The 18,162-nt window shown below is 66.0% G+C and carries 1 protein-coding gene (only partly in view); it reads left to right on the top strand.

Annotated features, from left to right (window positions below):
• Nucleotides 1-18,162 carry the final stretch of a LamG-like jellyroll fold domain-containing protein gene (locus MTBLM5_RS17355; protein WP_173977305.1) on the top strand. 25,602 nt of this gene lie to the left of the window's left edge, so the window shows 18,162 of its 43,764 coding nt (coding positions 25,603-43,764); its start codon lies beyond the left edge, outside the window; it ends in the stop codon at nt 18,160-18,162.

Raw genomic sequence — 18,162 nt, 5'->3', positions numbered from 1 at the left:
GGGACCGGCAACGATCTGCTGACCACCACCAGCGCCGCCCTGGCGGCCGGGCAGGGCGTCGATGCCGGCGCCGGCACCGATACGGTGATCGTCACCGGATCGACCGCGCTGTCGGCGGCGGATATCGCGCGTCTGGGCAATGTCGAGACCGTCAAGCTGGGCTCGGCCTCGGCGCAATCGATTGCGCTGGGGACCGACGTGCAAAATGCCAGCCTTCGTGAAGTCGATGCGTCGGGCGCCAGTGGCGCGCTGACGGTCGATGGCTCGGGTCGCACCTCGTCGCTGACCGTCACCGCCGGCTCTGGCGCCGACATCGTCACCGGCGGTTCGGGTGCCGATTCCCTGGTCGGCGGGGCCGGCAACGACACCATCACCGGCGGCATGGGTCTCGACACCATCAATGGCGGCGTCGGCACCGATGTCGCGGCCTTCTCGGGCAACAAGGCGGCCTATACCATCTCTGCCGCCAACGGCACCCTGACGGTGACCGGCACCGACGGCACCGATACCTTGACCGGCATCGAGGCGCTGTCCTTCGCCGATGGCACCGTGACCCTGTCGCCGGCCGACATCAGGGCCAACACCTATACCGTCGGCAGCCAACTCGGCCCGGTGGTGGTGGCGCTGACCGGTGGCGGGACCGTGGTGACGTGGTACACCGATCTCCAGGACGGCTCGGGCTACGGCGTCTTCGCCCAGCGCTACGATGCCGCCGGCCTGCCCCAGGGGGCGGAATTCCGCGTCAACACCTATACCGGCAACGCCCAGCAAATGCCCGCAATCGCGGCGTTGGCCGATGGCGGCTTCCTGATCAGCTGGGCGTCCTACCTCCAGGACGGCGCCGGACAGGGCGTCTATGCCCAACGCTACGACGCGACGGGCGTGACGCAGGGGGCGGAATTCCGCGTCAACACCACCACGGTCAACGACCAAACCGTTCCGGCGGTGACGAATCTGGCCGATGGCGGCTTCGTGGTGACCTGGGCGAGCAACCTGCAGGACGGTTCCGGCCTCGGCATCTATGGCCAGCGCTACAATGCGTCCGGAACCGCCCAGGGGACCGAATTTAAGGTCAACACCACCACGGTCAACGACCAAACCGTTCCATCGGTGACGAATCTGGCCGATGGCGGCTTCCTGGTGACCTGGCAGAGCAATCTGCAGGACGGCGACCAATCCGGCATCTACGGCCAGCGCTACAACGCGGCGGGTGTTGCGGTCAACCGCGACGGCACCACCGTCGGCGCCGACGAATTCCTGATCAACACCACCACTGTCGGCAGTCAGGCCAATCCGTCTGTCACCGGATTGGCGAACGGCGGCTATGTGGTGACGTGGGATGGCGTCGTCAACGACGTTTTCGGCCGGATCTACAACGCCCAGGGGGTGGCGCAGGGCGCCGAGTTCGTCGTCCATTCCGTTGTCAACTACACCCAGTCATTCAGTTCGGTGACGGCCTTGACGGGCGGCGGTTTCGTGGTGACGTGGCAGGATGGCCGCAACGCCGGCGGCGGCGGCACCGGCAGCTACGACGTTTACGGACGGATCTTCGATTCCGCCGGGACGGCGCAAGGGGCTGAGTTCCGTCTCAACACCTTTGACCACGATTTTCAATCAGTTCCGTCGGTGGCGGCGCTGCCCGATGGCGGCTTCACGGTGGCGTGGGCCAGCTACGGCCAGGACGGTTCGGCCTATGGCGTCTATGGGCAGCGTTTCGACGCCCAGGGCCAGGCGGTGCTGGGCCAGGCGCTGGCGCTGAACGGCACGGCGGCCAACGACACGCTGAACGTCGGATCGGGCATCGCCTTCGTGGATGGCGGCGCCGGCACTGACGCCGTGGTGATGACCACTGGCGGCACGACCCTTCAGCTTGATAACGTCGAGGGGCTGACCGGCAGCAGCGGCAACGATATTGTCTATGTCGATGGCTCGATCCTCGACACCAATGCCGCCGCCAGGGCCTTCGATGGCGGCATGGGCATCGATACGCTGGCCATCGCCGCCTCGGTAGCCCGGACCCTCGATTCCAGCGAACTGACCGGGCTTGCCGGCTTCGAGAATTTGAACCTGCTGTCGCTATACGCCTATTCCCTGACGCTGAACGACAGCAACAACGCCGCCGGCCTGACCATCGACGCGACCTATGCCACCTCGCTGGTGGTCGATGGCTCGGCGGAAACGACTGCCGGGCTGACCGTCATCGGCGGTACCGGTGCCGACACCCTGACCGGCGGCGGCGGCACCGACACGCTGACCGGCGGCGCCGGCGCCGATATCTATCGCTTTACCTCGAACACCCAATCGACCCAGGCCGCCACCGACACCATCATCGGCTTCGGCACCGGTGCGGACACCATCGCCTTCACCGGCATCGCCGGCATTTCCTATGACCCGGCGACCGTTGTGACCTGGACCACCGATGTCGCCACCACCGCCGCCCTTGTCACCGCCAATGCCAACTGGACCAACCGCGCGGTGTTCTTCACCAACGGCACCGACGGCTGGATCGTCGTCAAGGGGGCCGGCACCGGCACCAATTTCGACGGCACGCTGATCAAGCTGGCCGGCGTGACCGCGGCCCCGGCCTTGTCGACCCTGACCGGCCTGGTCGAGCCGCCGCCGCCGTTGGCGCCGGTGGTGCTGGCGCCCGAGGGGTTGGCGGCGACGTTCGGCCCCGATGGCAGCTATCTGAAAACCGACTCGTTGTCCGGCCTGGGGGCCGGAACCGAGATCACCGTCGAGGCGTGGACCAAGTCTTTGGGCGGTATGACCGCCGGTCAGTCCTCGACCCTGTTGTCCTATGTCGCCCCCGACGGCGGCAAGCTGGTGCTGGCCATCAACAACGCCAACCAGGTGGTGGCGATGGTCGATGGCGCCCAGGTGACCTTGACCCCCGCCGTGTCGGTGGCCGCCAATGAATGGCATCATCTGGCGCTGACCTGGCGGGCCAGCGACGGCCAGGTGGTGCTGTTCAAGGATGGCGTGCAGGCTGGCTCGGCCACGGGCGTCAATACCGGCGGCTCGATCGGTTCGGGCGGCGCGCTGGTCATCGGCCAGAATCAGACCTTCGCCGGCGGCGGCTTCGTCAACAATGCCGAACTGAAGGGCTCGATCGACGAAGTGCGGGTGTGGAGCACGGCGCGCACCCAGAGCCAGATCGTCGACGGACTGGACGGCCCGCTGTCATCCACCACCGGCTTGGTGGCCAATTACACTCTCAGCAGCCTGACGGGTCCGACGGTCGCCGATTCCAGCGCCAACGCCAACACTCTGCAGATTTATGGCGACGTCTATCAGGCCACCTACGCCGTGGGTTCGGAAGACACGCTGCTCAGCGGTTCGGCCCTGCAATGGGTCGATGCCGACGCGGTGGCCGGCTCGGTGACCTTCGCCATCAACAGCCCGGCCGGGCACGGCAGCGTGACGATGTCGGCCAACGGCACCTGGTCCTATTGGCCGGCGAACAATTACAACGGCACCGACAGCTTCACCATCACCGCCACCGACAGTTCGGGTGCGGTGGCGACGCGGACCATCGCCGTCAAGGTGACGCCGACCAACGATTTGCCGACCATGAGTGTCGAGGCGCCCGGCGGCGCGGCGGCGCTGAATCTCGGGCCGGCGAAGTACGCGGCGACCGCGGCACCGGTCACGACCGCCACGACCAACGTCACCATCGAGGCCTTGATCAAGGGCGCGACCCAGGCCGCGACCCAGGTCATCGCCTATAACGGCACCTTCGGCAGCGACGGCTATGGCCTGGTGATCGCTCCCAATAACGGCCATATCGGTATCATGGTCGGCGGGACGCTGCTGGAATCGACGGCATTCCCCAGCGCCACCGGCTGGCAGCATGTCGCCGCCACCTATAACGGCACCAATTGGGTGCTGTATCTCGATGGCGTGGCCACCGGCCTGACCGGCAATACCGCGACGGCTCCGGTTCTGCCGACCGGCTCGACCGGCATCGGCACGGCGATCAACAACGGCTCGCTGACCTCGTTCTCCGGCACCGTCGACGAATTGCGGGTGTGGAACGTGGCGCGCAGCCAGGCCCAGATCCAGACCGACATGGACAACCAGATCTCGGGCGCCAGCTCGGGCCTGGCCGGTTATTGGCGGATGGACGACGGTTCGGGCACCCAGGCCGCCGACCAGACCTCGGGCGCGCATCCCCTGGTCTTCGGCACCTCGGGGGCCGATCCGACCTGGCAGAGTGCCGCCGGCATGGTGGCCGACGGATTGTCGCGCATGGTCTTCGAGGATTCCTCGGTCAGTGGCCACGTGACCGCGACCGATCCCGATGGCGAGACCCTGACCCTGACGGTTTCCACCGCGCCGACCAACGGTACGGTTTTGCTGTCGCAAAGCGGTGACTGGACCTTCCGGCCGGCCGCGAACTGGCCAAACACCGCCAATTCGTCCGACACGTTCACCATCCGCGCCACCGACCATGCCGGCCAGTGGGTCGACAAGACCTTCACCATCTCGGTGGCGGGGGTGAATGACGCCCCGGTGGTCACCAGCGCCACCACCCTGCCGGCAATGGTGGAAGACGCTGCGCCGACCGGCCACGGCATCAGCACCTTCCTGACCGGTCACGCCACCGATGCCGAGCTGGCGCCCGGTTCGCTGGGCATCGCGGTGACCGGCACCGACAACAGCCACGGCGCCTGGCAGTACAGCACCGATGGCGGCACCAACTGGTCGGCGATGGGGAGCCGCAGCGACGCATCGGCGCTGATCCTGACTCAGTCGTCGATGGTGCGCTTTGTGCCGAACGCCGACTATAACGGCACCGCCAGCTTTACCTGGCGGGCGTGGGACGGCACCACCGGCAGTGGCGGCCAGGTGGTCAACATCACCGCCAGCGGCGGCACCACCGCGTTTAGCGCCACCGCTCAGACCGCCAGCATCACCGTGACGCCGGTCACCGACAGGCCGGTCATCAATGGTGTCGCGTCGATCTCGGACAGCTTCAATGACGGGGTGATCGGCAGCCAGTGGACGGTGGTCGAGGGGGCCCTTGCCCCCGTCACCAACCCGACCGGTGTCGAAGACACGATCGTCGAATCCGGCGGCTCGCTGCAAATCACCAACCGCGAGCTTCTGCGCTCGGCCGGCCAACTCGCCGGAACGCCCACCAACCCGCTGGTGATCGAGGGCAGCTTCGTCGCCAGCACCGACGACGGACTGATGATTGCTCTGCGGACCGGCGGGGTATCGAATTCCGGCAATAGCGGCGCGCCGTCCGACGGTATCGCGCTGGTGGCATGGTACAATGGCGGGGCGACAATCCAGAATCTGGGTGGCGGCACCCTGTCGGCTGTCACCGGTGACGGCGCGCTCGCCTGGAATGTCGGCAGCACCTATCGCTTCCGGGTCACCGACGACGGCACCAACATCAGCTTCACGGTGGTCGATACCACCAATCCGTCCAATACGGCGGAGTTGACGGCGACCAGCACCTACGCGCCGGCCACCAGCTACGTGGTGCTGAGCAACCGCGAGCAGACCAACGGTACCGACCATACCCTGTCGCTGAACGATCTTTCGATCCAGACCGGCACGGTGGATGCGGCCGGCACGACGACCGAGGATGCGCCTCTGTCGATCAACGTATCGACCTTGCTGGCCAACGATGTCGCCGATGCCGGCGGTCTGACCATGACCAGCGTGTCGATGCTGCCGAAGGACGCAGGGCTCGGCACGGTGGCACTGGACGGCAACGGCCATGTGGTGTTCACGCCCAACGCTTCCTTGCAATCCATGGCGGCTGGCGAGACTCGGAACGTCGAGTTCACCTATTCGGTGATCGATGCGCAGGGCGAGACCGGCACGGGCGTCGCCTCGGTCACCGTGACCGGCGTCAACGACGCCCCGGTGATCGCCGGCGCCATCACCCGCAACACCAGCCTGCTGTTCGACGGAATCAACGATTACGCCAGCGCCGGCGACGTGTTCGACACCGGCACCGGCGACTTCACCATCGAAGCGTGGATTCGCCCCGACACCCTGGGCAGCACCCAGGTCATTGTCGGCAAATCGTTCCAGGGCGACAGCTCGGGCTTCTCGCTGCGCCTGGATGCCGGCCATCTCGACTTCCAGGCCCCGGGCCTGACGGCGGGCTCGCTGACCTCGCAGACCTTGAACGTCGATCAATGGGCCCATGTGGCGGTGACCCGCTCGGGCGACAGCTTCACCCTTTATGTCGATGGTCAGCAGGTCGATCAGACCTCGGGCTACGGTGTCAATCTCGACAATTCCCGCCCGCTGATGGTCGGCGCGACGATGAATGCCGGCGGCTCGACGGTCACCAATCCGTTCGACGGCCAGATCGACGACATCCGCCTGTGGACGACCGCGCGCAGCGCGACCCAGATCGCCCAGAACGCGGAAAAGACCCTGGTCGGCAATGAAAGCGGCCTGGTGATCAATTGGGGCTTCGACAATCTGGATTCCGGCGCCACCACCATTCCCGACCGCGCCGGCAACGACGCGCCGTTGAGCCTGGGGTCCGGGACCAGCCAGCCGATCCTGTTCCGTCCGCCGGTCGTCGGCACCGATTTCTCCGGTAGGAACGGCTTGGTCACCCAGGTATCGGGCGAGCCCTATACCGGCGACGTTTCCGTCGAAAGCTGGGTCAAGTGGGACGGCACGATCACCGCTGATTCGCAAGTCATCGTGTTCAATGGCAATTCAGACGGCAACGGGTTCGGTGTCTTCCTGGACTCGACCGGGAAGTACAATGTTCTGTGCGGCGGCCATGCCACCTCGGTATCGACCGTCCAGCCCCAGGCCGGCGATTGGCAGCATGTGGTGGCGACACGGGTGGGCGGCACCGTTCATCTGTACATCAATGGCAGCGAAGTCAGCGTGACCAACACGACCGGCAGCATGACCCCCTCGGACGGGACGGTGCTGATCGGCGCGAGCGCGGTGGGCACCCAGAATTTCCATGGCGAGCTGGCCGAGACCCGCATCTGGCACAAGGGCATGAGTGCCAATGACGTGATTGACGTCATGACCTATGCGCCGACGCCGGCCACGCCGGACCTGATCGGCTATTGGCCGCTGGCGGACGGCGAAGGCACCAACCTTGTCGGCATGGCCGTGCTGGACGGCGCCACCCTGGCGGCGGCCACCGGGACCGGGCTGGGGATCGTGGGCGCCACCACTGTCGCCACCTTCGACGGCAATGACCGCATCGCCTTCGGCGACATCGCGGGCATCGGCAGTACCGCGACCGTCGAGTTCTGGGTCAAGGTCGGCTCGCTGACCGGCACCCAGACCTTGCTGTCGCGGTCGGGCGCCTTCGACCTGACCGTCAACGCCTCGGGCATCATCTCGTTCACCACCATGGACGCCACCGGGGCCACGCAGACGGTGACGGCCGGTTCGGCGGTCACCGCCGGCCAGTGGGTGCATGTGGCGGCGGCATACGATTCCTCGCCCGATGTCCAGACCAAGACCCTTTACCTGAACGGCGTCTCGGCCGGCAGCGCGACCGTGGTCAACGACCTGTTGGACGACACCCAGATGGTGTGGAGCGCCGGCGCCCAGTTCGGCCCGAGCGGTGCCGCGAACTATCTGACCGGCCAGATGAGCGATCTGCGCATCTGGAACGAGGCCCTGAGCGCGGCCACCATCAATGTCCAGAAGGACATCCGCATGAGCGGGGCCGAGCCCGGCCTGCTGCGCTATTGGACCATGGACGAGGCGGTGGGCAGCACCCTCGATACCGGCGTCTCGGGCTTGCATGACGGCTATAGCGGCTATCTGCTGGGCGGCCCGACCTGGGGCGCACCCACCGGTACCGGCCTGACCCTTGTCGATTCCGCCAAGGTTTTGTCGTTCGCCGGCGACCAGCGGGTGATCACCGACAAGACCATGCTGGTCGGCTCGCACACCTTCGAGGCGTGGTTCCGCGCCCCGGCCAGCGCGGTCGATCAGGGCATCGTCGGCTTGTACGATGTTGGCGGTGGCAGCAAGGTCGATGTGCGCCTGTTGGCCGACGGCAGCATCAAGGCCACCGTGGTCGATCAGATGGGCTCGTGGAAGTCGTTGGTCACGACCCAGACGGGCCTGGACAACGGCAACTGGCACCATGTCGCCTTCAGCTTCGATGTCAGCAGCCAGACCCTTTCGATTTACACCGACGGAACACTGCAGGCCGGAACCGCCAGCAATGGCGGCACATCGAACATGTGGTCCGGCTCGCGGTTCGACGGCCCGGTGGTGGTGGGCGTGGGCAGCGACGGCGTCGATGCCTTCACCGGCCAGATCGCCGATGTGCGGCTGTGGAATACGGTGCGCACGGCGGGCGAGGTCAGCGGCGGCATGAACACCCGCCTGACCGGCACCGAGACCGGGCTTCAGACCTATCTGCCGCTGAACGAAGGTTTCGGCAGCCAGGTGTCCGACAATGTCGTGCCCGGCACCATCGCCGGCGACATGACCGCCCAGGGCGGCACCACTTTTGGCGCGCCGACCGGGACTTTGGCCCTGGAAGGGGCCACCAATGTCGCCAAGTTCGACGGCACCGACGACGTCATCCGCAGCACCGAAGTCATCAAGCTTGGCTCGCACACGGTCGAGACCTGGGTGCGCACCGCGCCTGGTTATTCCGAGGGCTGGGCCGGCCTGGTCAGCATGCCCGACGCCGCCTCCGATCCGCTCAATTCGATGCAACTGGTGCTAAACAGTGCCGGCAAGCCGATGGTCGGGCTTTATCTGGACGCCGCGCATTACACCGAACTGGCCAGCACGGCCTCGGTCAATGACGGCAACTGGCACCATGTCGCCTATACCTATGACGCCACCGCCCGCACGGTGACGGTCTATGTCGATGGTGTCGCCACCGGCAATGCCACCATCTCGGCCGGGGCCAATTTCTCGGGCGTGGTCGGTGCGCTGCAAATGGGCGTCAACAATGCCGGCACCACCTTCGCCGCCGTGGAAATGGCCGACGTCCGGGTGTGGGACAAGGTGCGCGTGCAGGCCGACATCGCCGCCGATCGCACCACTCGCCTGGCTGGCGACGAGGACCATCTGGTCGGCTATTGGCCGCTGAACAGCGGGTCGGATCTGGTCAACCACGTCGATATGACCGAGGGCAGCTATGCCCCGCCGGCCGCGACGGTGCTGACCACCGACGAGGACGTGCCGCTGTTCGGCGCGGTCTCGGTGACCGACGCCGATGCCACCCAACCGGCAAGCTACAGCGTGACCGGGGCGCCCGCCCACGGCACTCTGACGGTGAACGCCGACGGGTCCTTCGTCTATCTGCCGAAGTTCGGCTATGTCGGCGCCGATGCCTTCACCATTCAGGTGTCGGACGGCACCGCCACCACCAGCCAAGCCTTCAGCGTCACCGTCGCCGACACCACCGAGATCGACGGCGCCAACGTCGCCGGCAGCTTCGCCCAGTTCGACGGAATCGATGATTACGCCGCCACCGCGGCCGGCGTCGTTGACCTGTCGGGCAAGTCGTTCACCTGGGAATTCTGGGCCAACCGCGCCTCGGCAAGCACCAACGACTTCGTCCTGGGGCAGGGGACGGCTGGGGCGGGGACCGGCCTGCAGGTCGGTTATAGTTCGGGCAGCGTTTTCAGCTATTCGTTCTATAGCGTCGATTTGACCTACACCGACCCGCAAGGTGACAGTGTCGGCGAATGGGTGCATTGGGCCGGGTCGTACGATGCCACCACCAACACCCGTATTCTTTACAAGAACGGCGTCGAGGTGATGCGCGACACCGCCTCGGCCGATTATACCGGCACCGGCGCCCTGCTGATCGGCAAGACCTCGTGGGCCGGCAACCAATTCAGTGGCAGCGTCGATGACGTCCGCATCTGGTCGGGCGTGCGCTCGGCCGGTCAGATCGCCGATAATTTCCAGACCACGCTGTCCGAGAACGAGCCGGGCCTTCTGGCCAACTGGACCTTCGACGGCGCCAATCCGCTGGCCGATTCCGCCGGCAGCTCGATCGCGCTGACCGCCAGCGGCTCGACGGCGCCGGACATCGTCGCGCCGCCGGTCGAGGCGGTTCGGTTGGACGGAATCAACGACAGCATCGCGATCGCCGACAACGCTGCCTATCATACCTCGGCCTGGACGGTGGAGACGTGGTTCAAGACCACCGACACTTCGAACTCGGTCAGCCGCATCATCCACAGCCAGCCTTTCTCGCTGCTGGTGCAGTCGGACGGCACGCTGCGGGCGGAAACCTATAACGGCAGCGGCTGGCCGATGATCACCAGTACCAATACGGTCGCCGACGGCATGTGGCACCATGCCGCCCTGAGCTATGGGCCCGGTACCGCCACTTTGTATCTTGATGGTGTGTTGGTGGGCTCGGTGGCGACGGTCCCGGTGGCCAATACCGGCATGACCGTGGGCAACCTGTCGCCAGCGTCGGACTCGTCGCAGGCCTTTGCCGGCGATGTGGCCGACCTGCGTCTGTGGAACAGTGCGCGCAGCCAGTCCGACATCCAGGGCGCGATGAACGAGCGGCTGGCCGGCACCGAGACCGGGCTGATCAGCAACTGGCGCCTGGACAACGTGGCAGGCGGCGTCGCCCCCGACCTTAAGGGGATTGCCGATGGGACCATCGGCGGCGATCCGGTCGCGGTCACGGTGCTGCCCGATATCGTCGATGACATCATCCACGTCCAGACCAACGGCGTCGTCAGCGGCAACCTGCTGGGCTGGGACCCGATGGCCGGCGACAGCCTGACCTGGATCGCCCAGACCAATACCGCCACCGCACATGGCACCGTCAGCGTGCTGGCCGATGGTTCCTTCGTATACAAGCCGACAGCCGGCTATGCCGGCGACGACAGCTTCACCGTGCAGGCCACCGACGGCCAGACCGTCACCAGCAAGACCATCACCGTCAAGGGCGAAAGCCAGCTGGCCATCGCCGGCGTTGGCGATGCCGGCGGCCAGTTGAAGCTGGACGGCAGCGACGATTACGGCACCGTCGGCGGCACCGTCAATCTTGCCAGCCAGTCGTTCAGCTGGGAATTCTGGGCCAACCGTTCGTCTTCGACCGACGCCGACCTGGCGTTGAGCGTCGGGGGGCAGTCGACCGGAACGGTACCCACCGACGGATTGCTGCATGTCGGCTATATCGGCAGCAATCAGTTCAAGTTCGGCTTCGCCTATGACGACCTGACCTATACCGCTCCGGGAACCGGCGTGGGCGAGTGGGTGCATTGGGCCGGCACCTACGATGCCGCCACCAATACCCGCATCCTCTATCGCAACGGCGTCGAGGTGGCGCGAGACAAAGCCACCGGAGATTTCATCGGCACCGGTCCGATGGAGATCGGGCGCGCCGTCTTCCCCGACGGCACCAACAATTTCAACGGTCAGCTCGACAATGTCCGCATCTGGTCGGATGTCCGCTCGGCCGAGGAGATCGCGGCGAATTTCGACAAGACGGTCTATGACCACGACGGATCGTTGCTGGTCAACTACACCTTCGATTCCTATAACGGCACCGCAATCGCCGATCATGCCGGCGCCGACAACGACCTGAACCTGGGCACCGGCACGACCGCGCCGGTGGTGATCAACCCGCCCGACAGGGCGCTGGATTTCAGCGCGACCGGCTCCTTTGTCTCGGCCGGGACCCTGGTCACCAGCGCCACCAGCACGGTGACCATGGAAGCCTGGGCGCGTCTGGATACCGCCAACCCGTCGGCGTCGCAGATCGTCTTCTACAATGGCGATCCCAATTCGGCCAACGGCTACGGCCTGACCCTTTACCAGGGCCATCCGGCGGTGTTCGCCAGCGGCAGCGCCAATCTGGTCGCCAGCACCACCACCATCAACACCGGCGAGTGGCACCATTACGCCATCGTGCGCAACGCCACCACCTGGTCGCTGTATGTCGATGGCGTGTCGGTGGCCCTGACCGGCACCACCACAGCCGTACCGGTGACCCCGACCGGGGCGACCACCATCGGCGGCACCAACACGCTGGCCCTGGCCGAGCAGACTTTCCTGGGCGCCATCGGCGAGGTGCGGGTGTGGAACACCGCCTTGTCCACCGGCCAGATCAAGTCGGCGATGAGCGGCCCGCTGGAAGGCACCGAAAGCAACCTGACCGCTTATTGGCGCCTGGACGGCACCGCCAATGATTATGCCGCCGGCAATTACGACGGCACCCTGACCGGCACCGCCAGCTATACCACCCAGCAGGCCCCCGACATCGGCAGCCTGGAGATCTGGGCGCAGGAAGGCCAGCCGACCGCCGGCCAGTTGTGGGCCGCGGGCGAGACCGGGGTGACCTGGCAAACCCTTTCCAACGTCGCCACCGCGCACGGCACCGTCACCGTCAATGCCGACGGCAGCTATGTCTACACGCCCGCAGCCGGTTATGCCGGCGCCGACAGCTTCACTGCCTCGGTCACCAAGGACGGCGTCACCAAGACCCAGACCATCGCCGTCAACGTCGAAGACAGCACCTGGCTGCAGGGCGTGTCGGCGACGGGCGCCGCGCTGAAGTTCGATGGCGGCGATTATGCCCAGACCAACCTGACCGCCGGCACCATCACCAACCGTTTCGCGGTGGAACTGGACTTCGCCGTGCAGTCGCTGGGCGCCCAGCGCGACCTGTGGGGCTTGGCCGATAGCGCCGGTACGCCGACCGCCTTCAAGGCCTATCTCGATAGTGCCGGACAGTTGGTGATCGCCTATACCAACAATGCCGGCGGCTCGGGACTTTATTCGACCGGCTATACCGCCACTGCCGGGACCTGGACCCATGTCGCGGTCAATTACGACCAAGGCAGCCTGACCTTGTTCGTCAACGGCTCGCGCTGGGGCAGCACCTCCGGCACCAATGTCAGCCTGTCCAATACGGCCCTGGGCTTCGTGGTCGGCAAGAGCGACGGGTCCAACAATTTCCTGGGCGAGATCGACAATGTCCGGCTGTGGAACGACACCCGCACCGGCTGGGAGATCAGCGACAGCTGGCGCCTGAAGGAGCCCGAGGACGTCGATCATCTGGTGGGGTCGTGGACCTTCGACACCCTTGGCGACGGGACCATCAACGCGATCAATTCCGGCGGTCCGTCGCTGATGCTGGGCGCGTCCGGCGCCACCGACGGGGCCGATCCGACCTGGATCAACCATACCGGCCGCGCCCTGGGTCTGACCTCGATCAGTCAAAGCATCACCGTCGATGACCCGGCCAGCGTCAAGACCGACAACTTCACCATGGAAGCATGGAGCCGCTACGATTCCTCGGCCGTCGCCAACGGCGGCACCATCGTCTATAACGGCAATGGTTCGTTGCGCGGCGCCGGCATCCTGGTCCAGAGCACGGCGGCGCTGGCCGCCGTCCATCCGGTGGTGTCCGTGGGTGGCCTGGCCACGCTCGAGGCGACCGGCGTGACGCTGGACCCCGGCGCCTGGCATCACTTCGCCCTGGTGCGCGAGAACGGCACCTTCAAGCTGTATGTCGATGGCGTTCAGGCGACGCTGGTGGGGACTTACAACAACGTCACCACCGCACCGGCGGCGCCCGATCCGGCTACCGACACCGTCACCATCGGCGGCGGCTTCGTCGGCGCCATCGGCGACGTGCGCATCTGGGACGTCGCCCGCAGCAATGCCGAGATCATCTCTGGCATCAACAGCCGCGTCGGCAACGACGAACCGGGATTGGTGGCCAACTGGCTGCTGGACGACATCTCGGGGACCTCGGCCCCCAACATGGTGGCGGGCGGATTGGCCGGCACCATCGCTGGCGGTGCCGCGATGATCAGCGCCAAGCCGGCCTTGTACGACGAATCCATTTCCATCAAGGAAGACACCGCCTTCCACGGCCGCGCCTTCGCCAAGGACGACAATGGCGACGCACTGACCTATTCCATCGTCAGCCAGGCGGCGCACGGCACGGTGACCCTGGCCGCCGACGGCACGCTGACCTACACCCCCGACGCCGACTGGTACGGCACCGACAGCTTCACCCTTGGCGCGCGCGAGACCGCCAATGCCGGGGCGACGCTTTCAACCAAGACCATCAGCATCACCGTCACCGCGGATAACGGCCCGGCTTCCATCACCATCCCGGCGGGCACCACCACCTCGTGGTACATGATGGGCCAGGATTACGCCGACAGCGACAGCGTCGTCTCGGTGGCCGGCACCGTCATCGTGCCGTCGGCGGTCGATGGGCGCGCCGATTCCGTCGCAATCGCCAGCACCGGCACCCTGAATCTGGATATGGGCAAGGTGACGGTGGCCCACGGCGCCTCGGTGGCGGCGGGCGGCACCATCAACCTGGCGACGGGCGAACTGACCGGCCTCGGGACCTTGACCAATGCCGGCACGCTTCAGGTCAGCGATGTCTCGTACGGCACGCTGGGCTTGGCCACCACCAATACCGGCACCATCCGGGTGCGCCAGCTGTCCGGGGGCTCCAACCCGCAGATGACGGTCAAGGCCAACCTGACCAACCAGGGCAATATCGAGATTTCGGGCGCCACCGTCGGCCGCTATGCCTCGATGACGTTCACCATGGGGGCGGTGCTGACCAATGCCAGCGGCGGCACCATCAGTTCCAGCACCGCCTCGACCAATGATGCCAACATCATCGGCGGCAATTTCACCAATGCTGGCGGCACGCTGTCGGTCGCGGCCAACTCGAAGCTGCAGATCAGCAATGACCAGGCGGTCGCCGCGCTCACCAGCGGCACCATCGACGTCGGTGCGGGCGCCACCCTGGCCATCAGCGGCGGGGCGGGTGGCACCATCACCTTGAACGGCGCCAACCTGAACCTGACCGGCACCGGCACCATCGATTTGGCGGGAACCCAGACCGTTGCGGTTGACGCCACCAACGGCTTCACCCTGAAGGCGGCCAACACCGCCACCTTGACCATGAGCGGCAACGTCACCGTCAATGGCGGCACCTTCACCAACCAGGACGTCCTGCGCTTCACCGACGCCAACGACGTCTTCAACGCGGCGGTGGTCAACGCCTCGACCGGTCTGATCGATCTGCGCCAGCAGGTGGCCGGTGCGGTGGGGCCGACCTTCAATGGCGGTCTGGCCAATTCGGGCACCATCGAGTTCTCGGCCGTGGCGGCCGCGACGGGCTCGGCCACTTTGACCATGGGCAACTCGTCCACCCTGACCAACCTCACCGGCGGCATCATCCATTCGGCCGCGGCGACCGGTGTCACCGGCATCCGCAAGATCGCCGGCATCGTCACCAATGCCGGCGGCACCATCGACGTCGATTACGATCTGACCATCGACAATTCGGGCACAAGCTTCGCCGTGGCCAGCGGCACCATCGACGTCGCCTTGGACAAGACCTTGACCATCGGCGCGGCCGCCGGCACCGGTACCGTCTATCTGTCGGGAACCGGTGTGACCTGGGCCGGCTCGGGTGTCACCGACCTGATCGGCACCCAGACCGTCGAGATCCTGGGCTCGGGCTATACCCACAACGCCACCGGCGACAGGTTGTGGATGGATGGCACCGTCACCGTGATCGGCCAGTCCTTCACCAATGCCGGGACGTTGTACCTGGACACCGCCGACGACACCTTCCAGACCGACCTGGTCAACGCCACTACCGGCGACCTGACCGTCCGGGGGATCAGCGGCCACGCCACCAACGTCACCTTCAGCGGCACCGCGGTCGATCTGATCAATCATGGCGATCTGATCCTGATCGACGAGTTTGGGGATGCCTTCGACACCGGCCTGACCTTTACCGGCGGCGCCCAGTTCACCAATGCCGCCAGCGGCACCGTGCTGATCTCCGGCACTGATGACGGCAACTTCATCACCGGCGGCACCATCACCAACCAGGGCCAGTTCAATCTGGAGAACTGGCTGAAGGTGAACAACGGCACCTTCGCCAATGCCGGCACCTTGTCGGTCGGCCAAAGCACCCTGACGCTGAACAACACCAGCCTGACCAATACCGGCACGCTGACCGGCGGCGGCACCATCGTCCTGACCAACGGCGCCAGCTTGACCAGCAGCGGCACCATCGACGCCGGAGTCGCGGGAATCGACGCTTCGTGGATCATGTCGGTGACCGGCGGGGTGACATTGACCTCGGGCTCGATCCTGCATTCCGACGTCTACGGCTATGCGGCGAACATCGCCACCAACGACGAACTGCATGTGTCGGGCGTGGCCAATCTGGCCGGCCAGGTGGTCCTGGATTTCAGGGACTACGTGCCGTTCGCCGGCGAGCAGATCACCATCATGACCTATGGCAGCAAGGTCGGCACCTTCAGTGGCGTGACCCACGATTTGGGCAGCGACTGGACGGCGTCGCTTAGTTATGGCGCCACCAGCGTCACCGTCACCATGAATCTGGTGAATGGCGTGACGATGGACAATGCCGGCTCGATCGCCACCGCCGCCAACTGGACCGGCGACATCCTGCCCACCGCGACGCAGACCGCCATCGTCGGCCTGGCCGGGGCGACCCTGGGCAACGGCGAAAGCCTGACGATCGATGGTCTGCGCGTCGGCGGCACCCTGTCCGTCACCGGCGGCACCCTGACCTTGAACGGCCAGGGCATGGTCAGCGGCATCTCGGGCCTGGCGATCGACGATACCGGCACCCTGACCGGAACCGGCAACCTGAATGTCGACGGCACCTTGGCTTTCGTCGGCGGCACCATGGCCGGCACCGGCACCACCACAATCGATGGCGTCCTGCAGATGAACATGGTGGCCGGCGAGACCGCCACCTTGAACCGTCGCTTGGAAGTGAATTCAAACGGCGGCGCCAACGTCATGAGCGGCGGCACCCTGGCCGGCAGCGGCACCTTGGCCCTGAGCGGAACGGGCAAGCTGACCGTCAAGGGCGACAGCACCATCTCGACCGCCATCGAGCTGGCACCGCTGGGCGCTGGCAGCGAACAAGGCGTCATCGAGGTCAACGGCATCACCGGGGCGGCGCGGCTGAATATCACCCACGCCTTCACCAATACCGGCCAGATCCAGCTGACCGACGGCGGTGTCGGCGGCCAGAGCGCCACCTTGCATGTCACCGGCGGCACCTTCACCAACCAGGGCGACATCGTGGCGATGTCGAACAGCACCGGCGCGCGCCACATCATCGATGCCGCCACCATGATCAGCAGCGGCTTCTTGCGGATGTCGGGCAGTGAATTGGAATTCTCGGGCGACAGCCTGACCAGCAGCGGCACCATCGAGATCGACAGCACCTCGTTCCTGGACATCAACAAGGCCGGGGCGACCTTCACCAATACCGGCCTGATCACCGGCGGCGGCGCGTTGGACGTCGAAGGGGCCAGCTTCACCAATAACGGCCTGCTGCGGCCGGGCGACGAGGCCAGTTATCACGGCTTCGACATCTGGGGGAACGTCACCCTGGGCGCCAACTCGGAAGTCGAGTTGGCGATGACCGGCAATCTGGCTTCCCGCGATACGCTGGCGATCCATGGCGACATCGTGCTGGGCGGCTCCTTGGACCTGTCCAACGTCGACAGCCAGGCCGCCGCCGGCAGCGCCGCGCTGATGACCTGGGAAAGCGCGTCTGGTTCGTTCGCCGAAATCACCGGGCTGAACGACGACGATTTGGGCAATTGGGTGCTGGATGTCGATTTCGGCACCACCGGCCTGACGGTTAGCACCAAGGCCATCTCAGGAATCGGGACCTCGGCCGCCGACGTCCTGGTCGGCACCTCGGCGCTGGCCGGCGACGCCATGGTCGGCGACGCGGGCAACGACACCCTGATCGGCAATGGCGGCAAGGACCTGCTGTTCGGCGAGGCCGGCGACGACCGCGTCTGCGTGTCCGACACCAGCTTCCATTATCTGGATGGCGGCACCGGCACCGACACCCTGGCCTGGAACAACGGCCAACTGGACCTAACCAGCATCCGCGACGACATCATCGAACGGTTCGAGGTGCTGGATCTGGGCGGCACCGGTTCGGTCAAGCTGGCGGCTTCCGATGTGCTGGCCATGACCAACGGCAACGCCACCGCCAACACCCTGACCATCATGGGTGGGCAGGCGGGTGCGGTGACCTTTGCCGATGGTTCCTGGACGGCGCAGGCCAACCAGACCATCAACGGCAGCAGCTATTCGGTCTACACCCACGATTCGGCGACGGTCCTGGTGCAGAACCCACTGCCGTCTTGA

The sequence above is a fragment of the Magnetospirillum sp. LM-5 genome (genome assembly GCF_902729445.1).
In the GTDB taxonomy this organism is placed as follows: domain Bacteria; phylum Pseudomonadota; class Alphaproteobacteria; order Rhodospirillales; family Magnetospirillaceae; genus Magnetospirillum.
The sequence above is the reverse complement of the archived record's forward strand: the minus strand, read 5'-3'. Positions and strand labels throughout refer to the sequence as shown.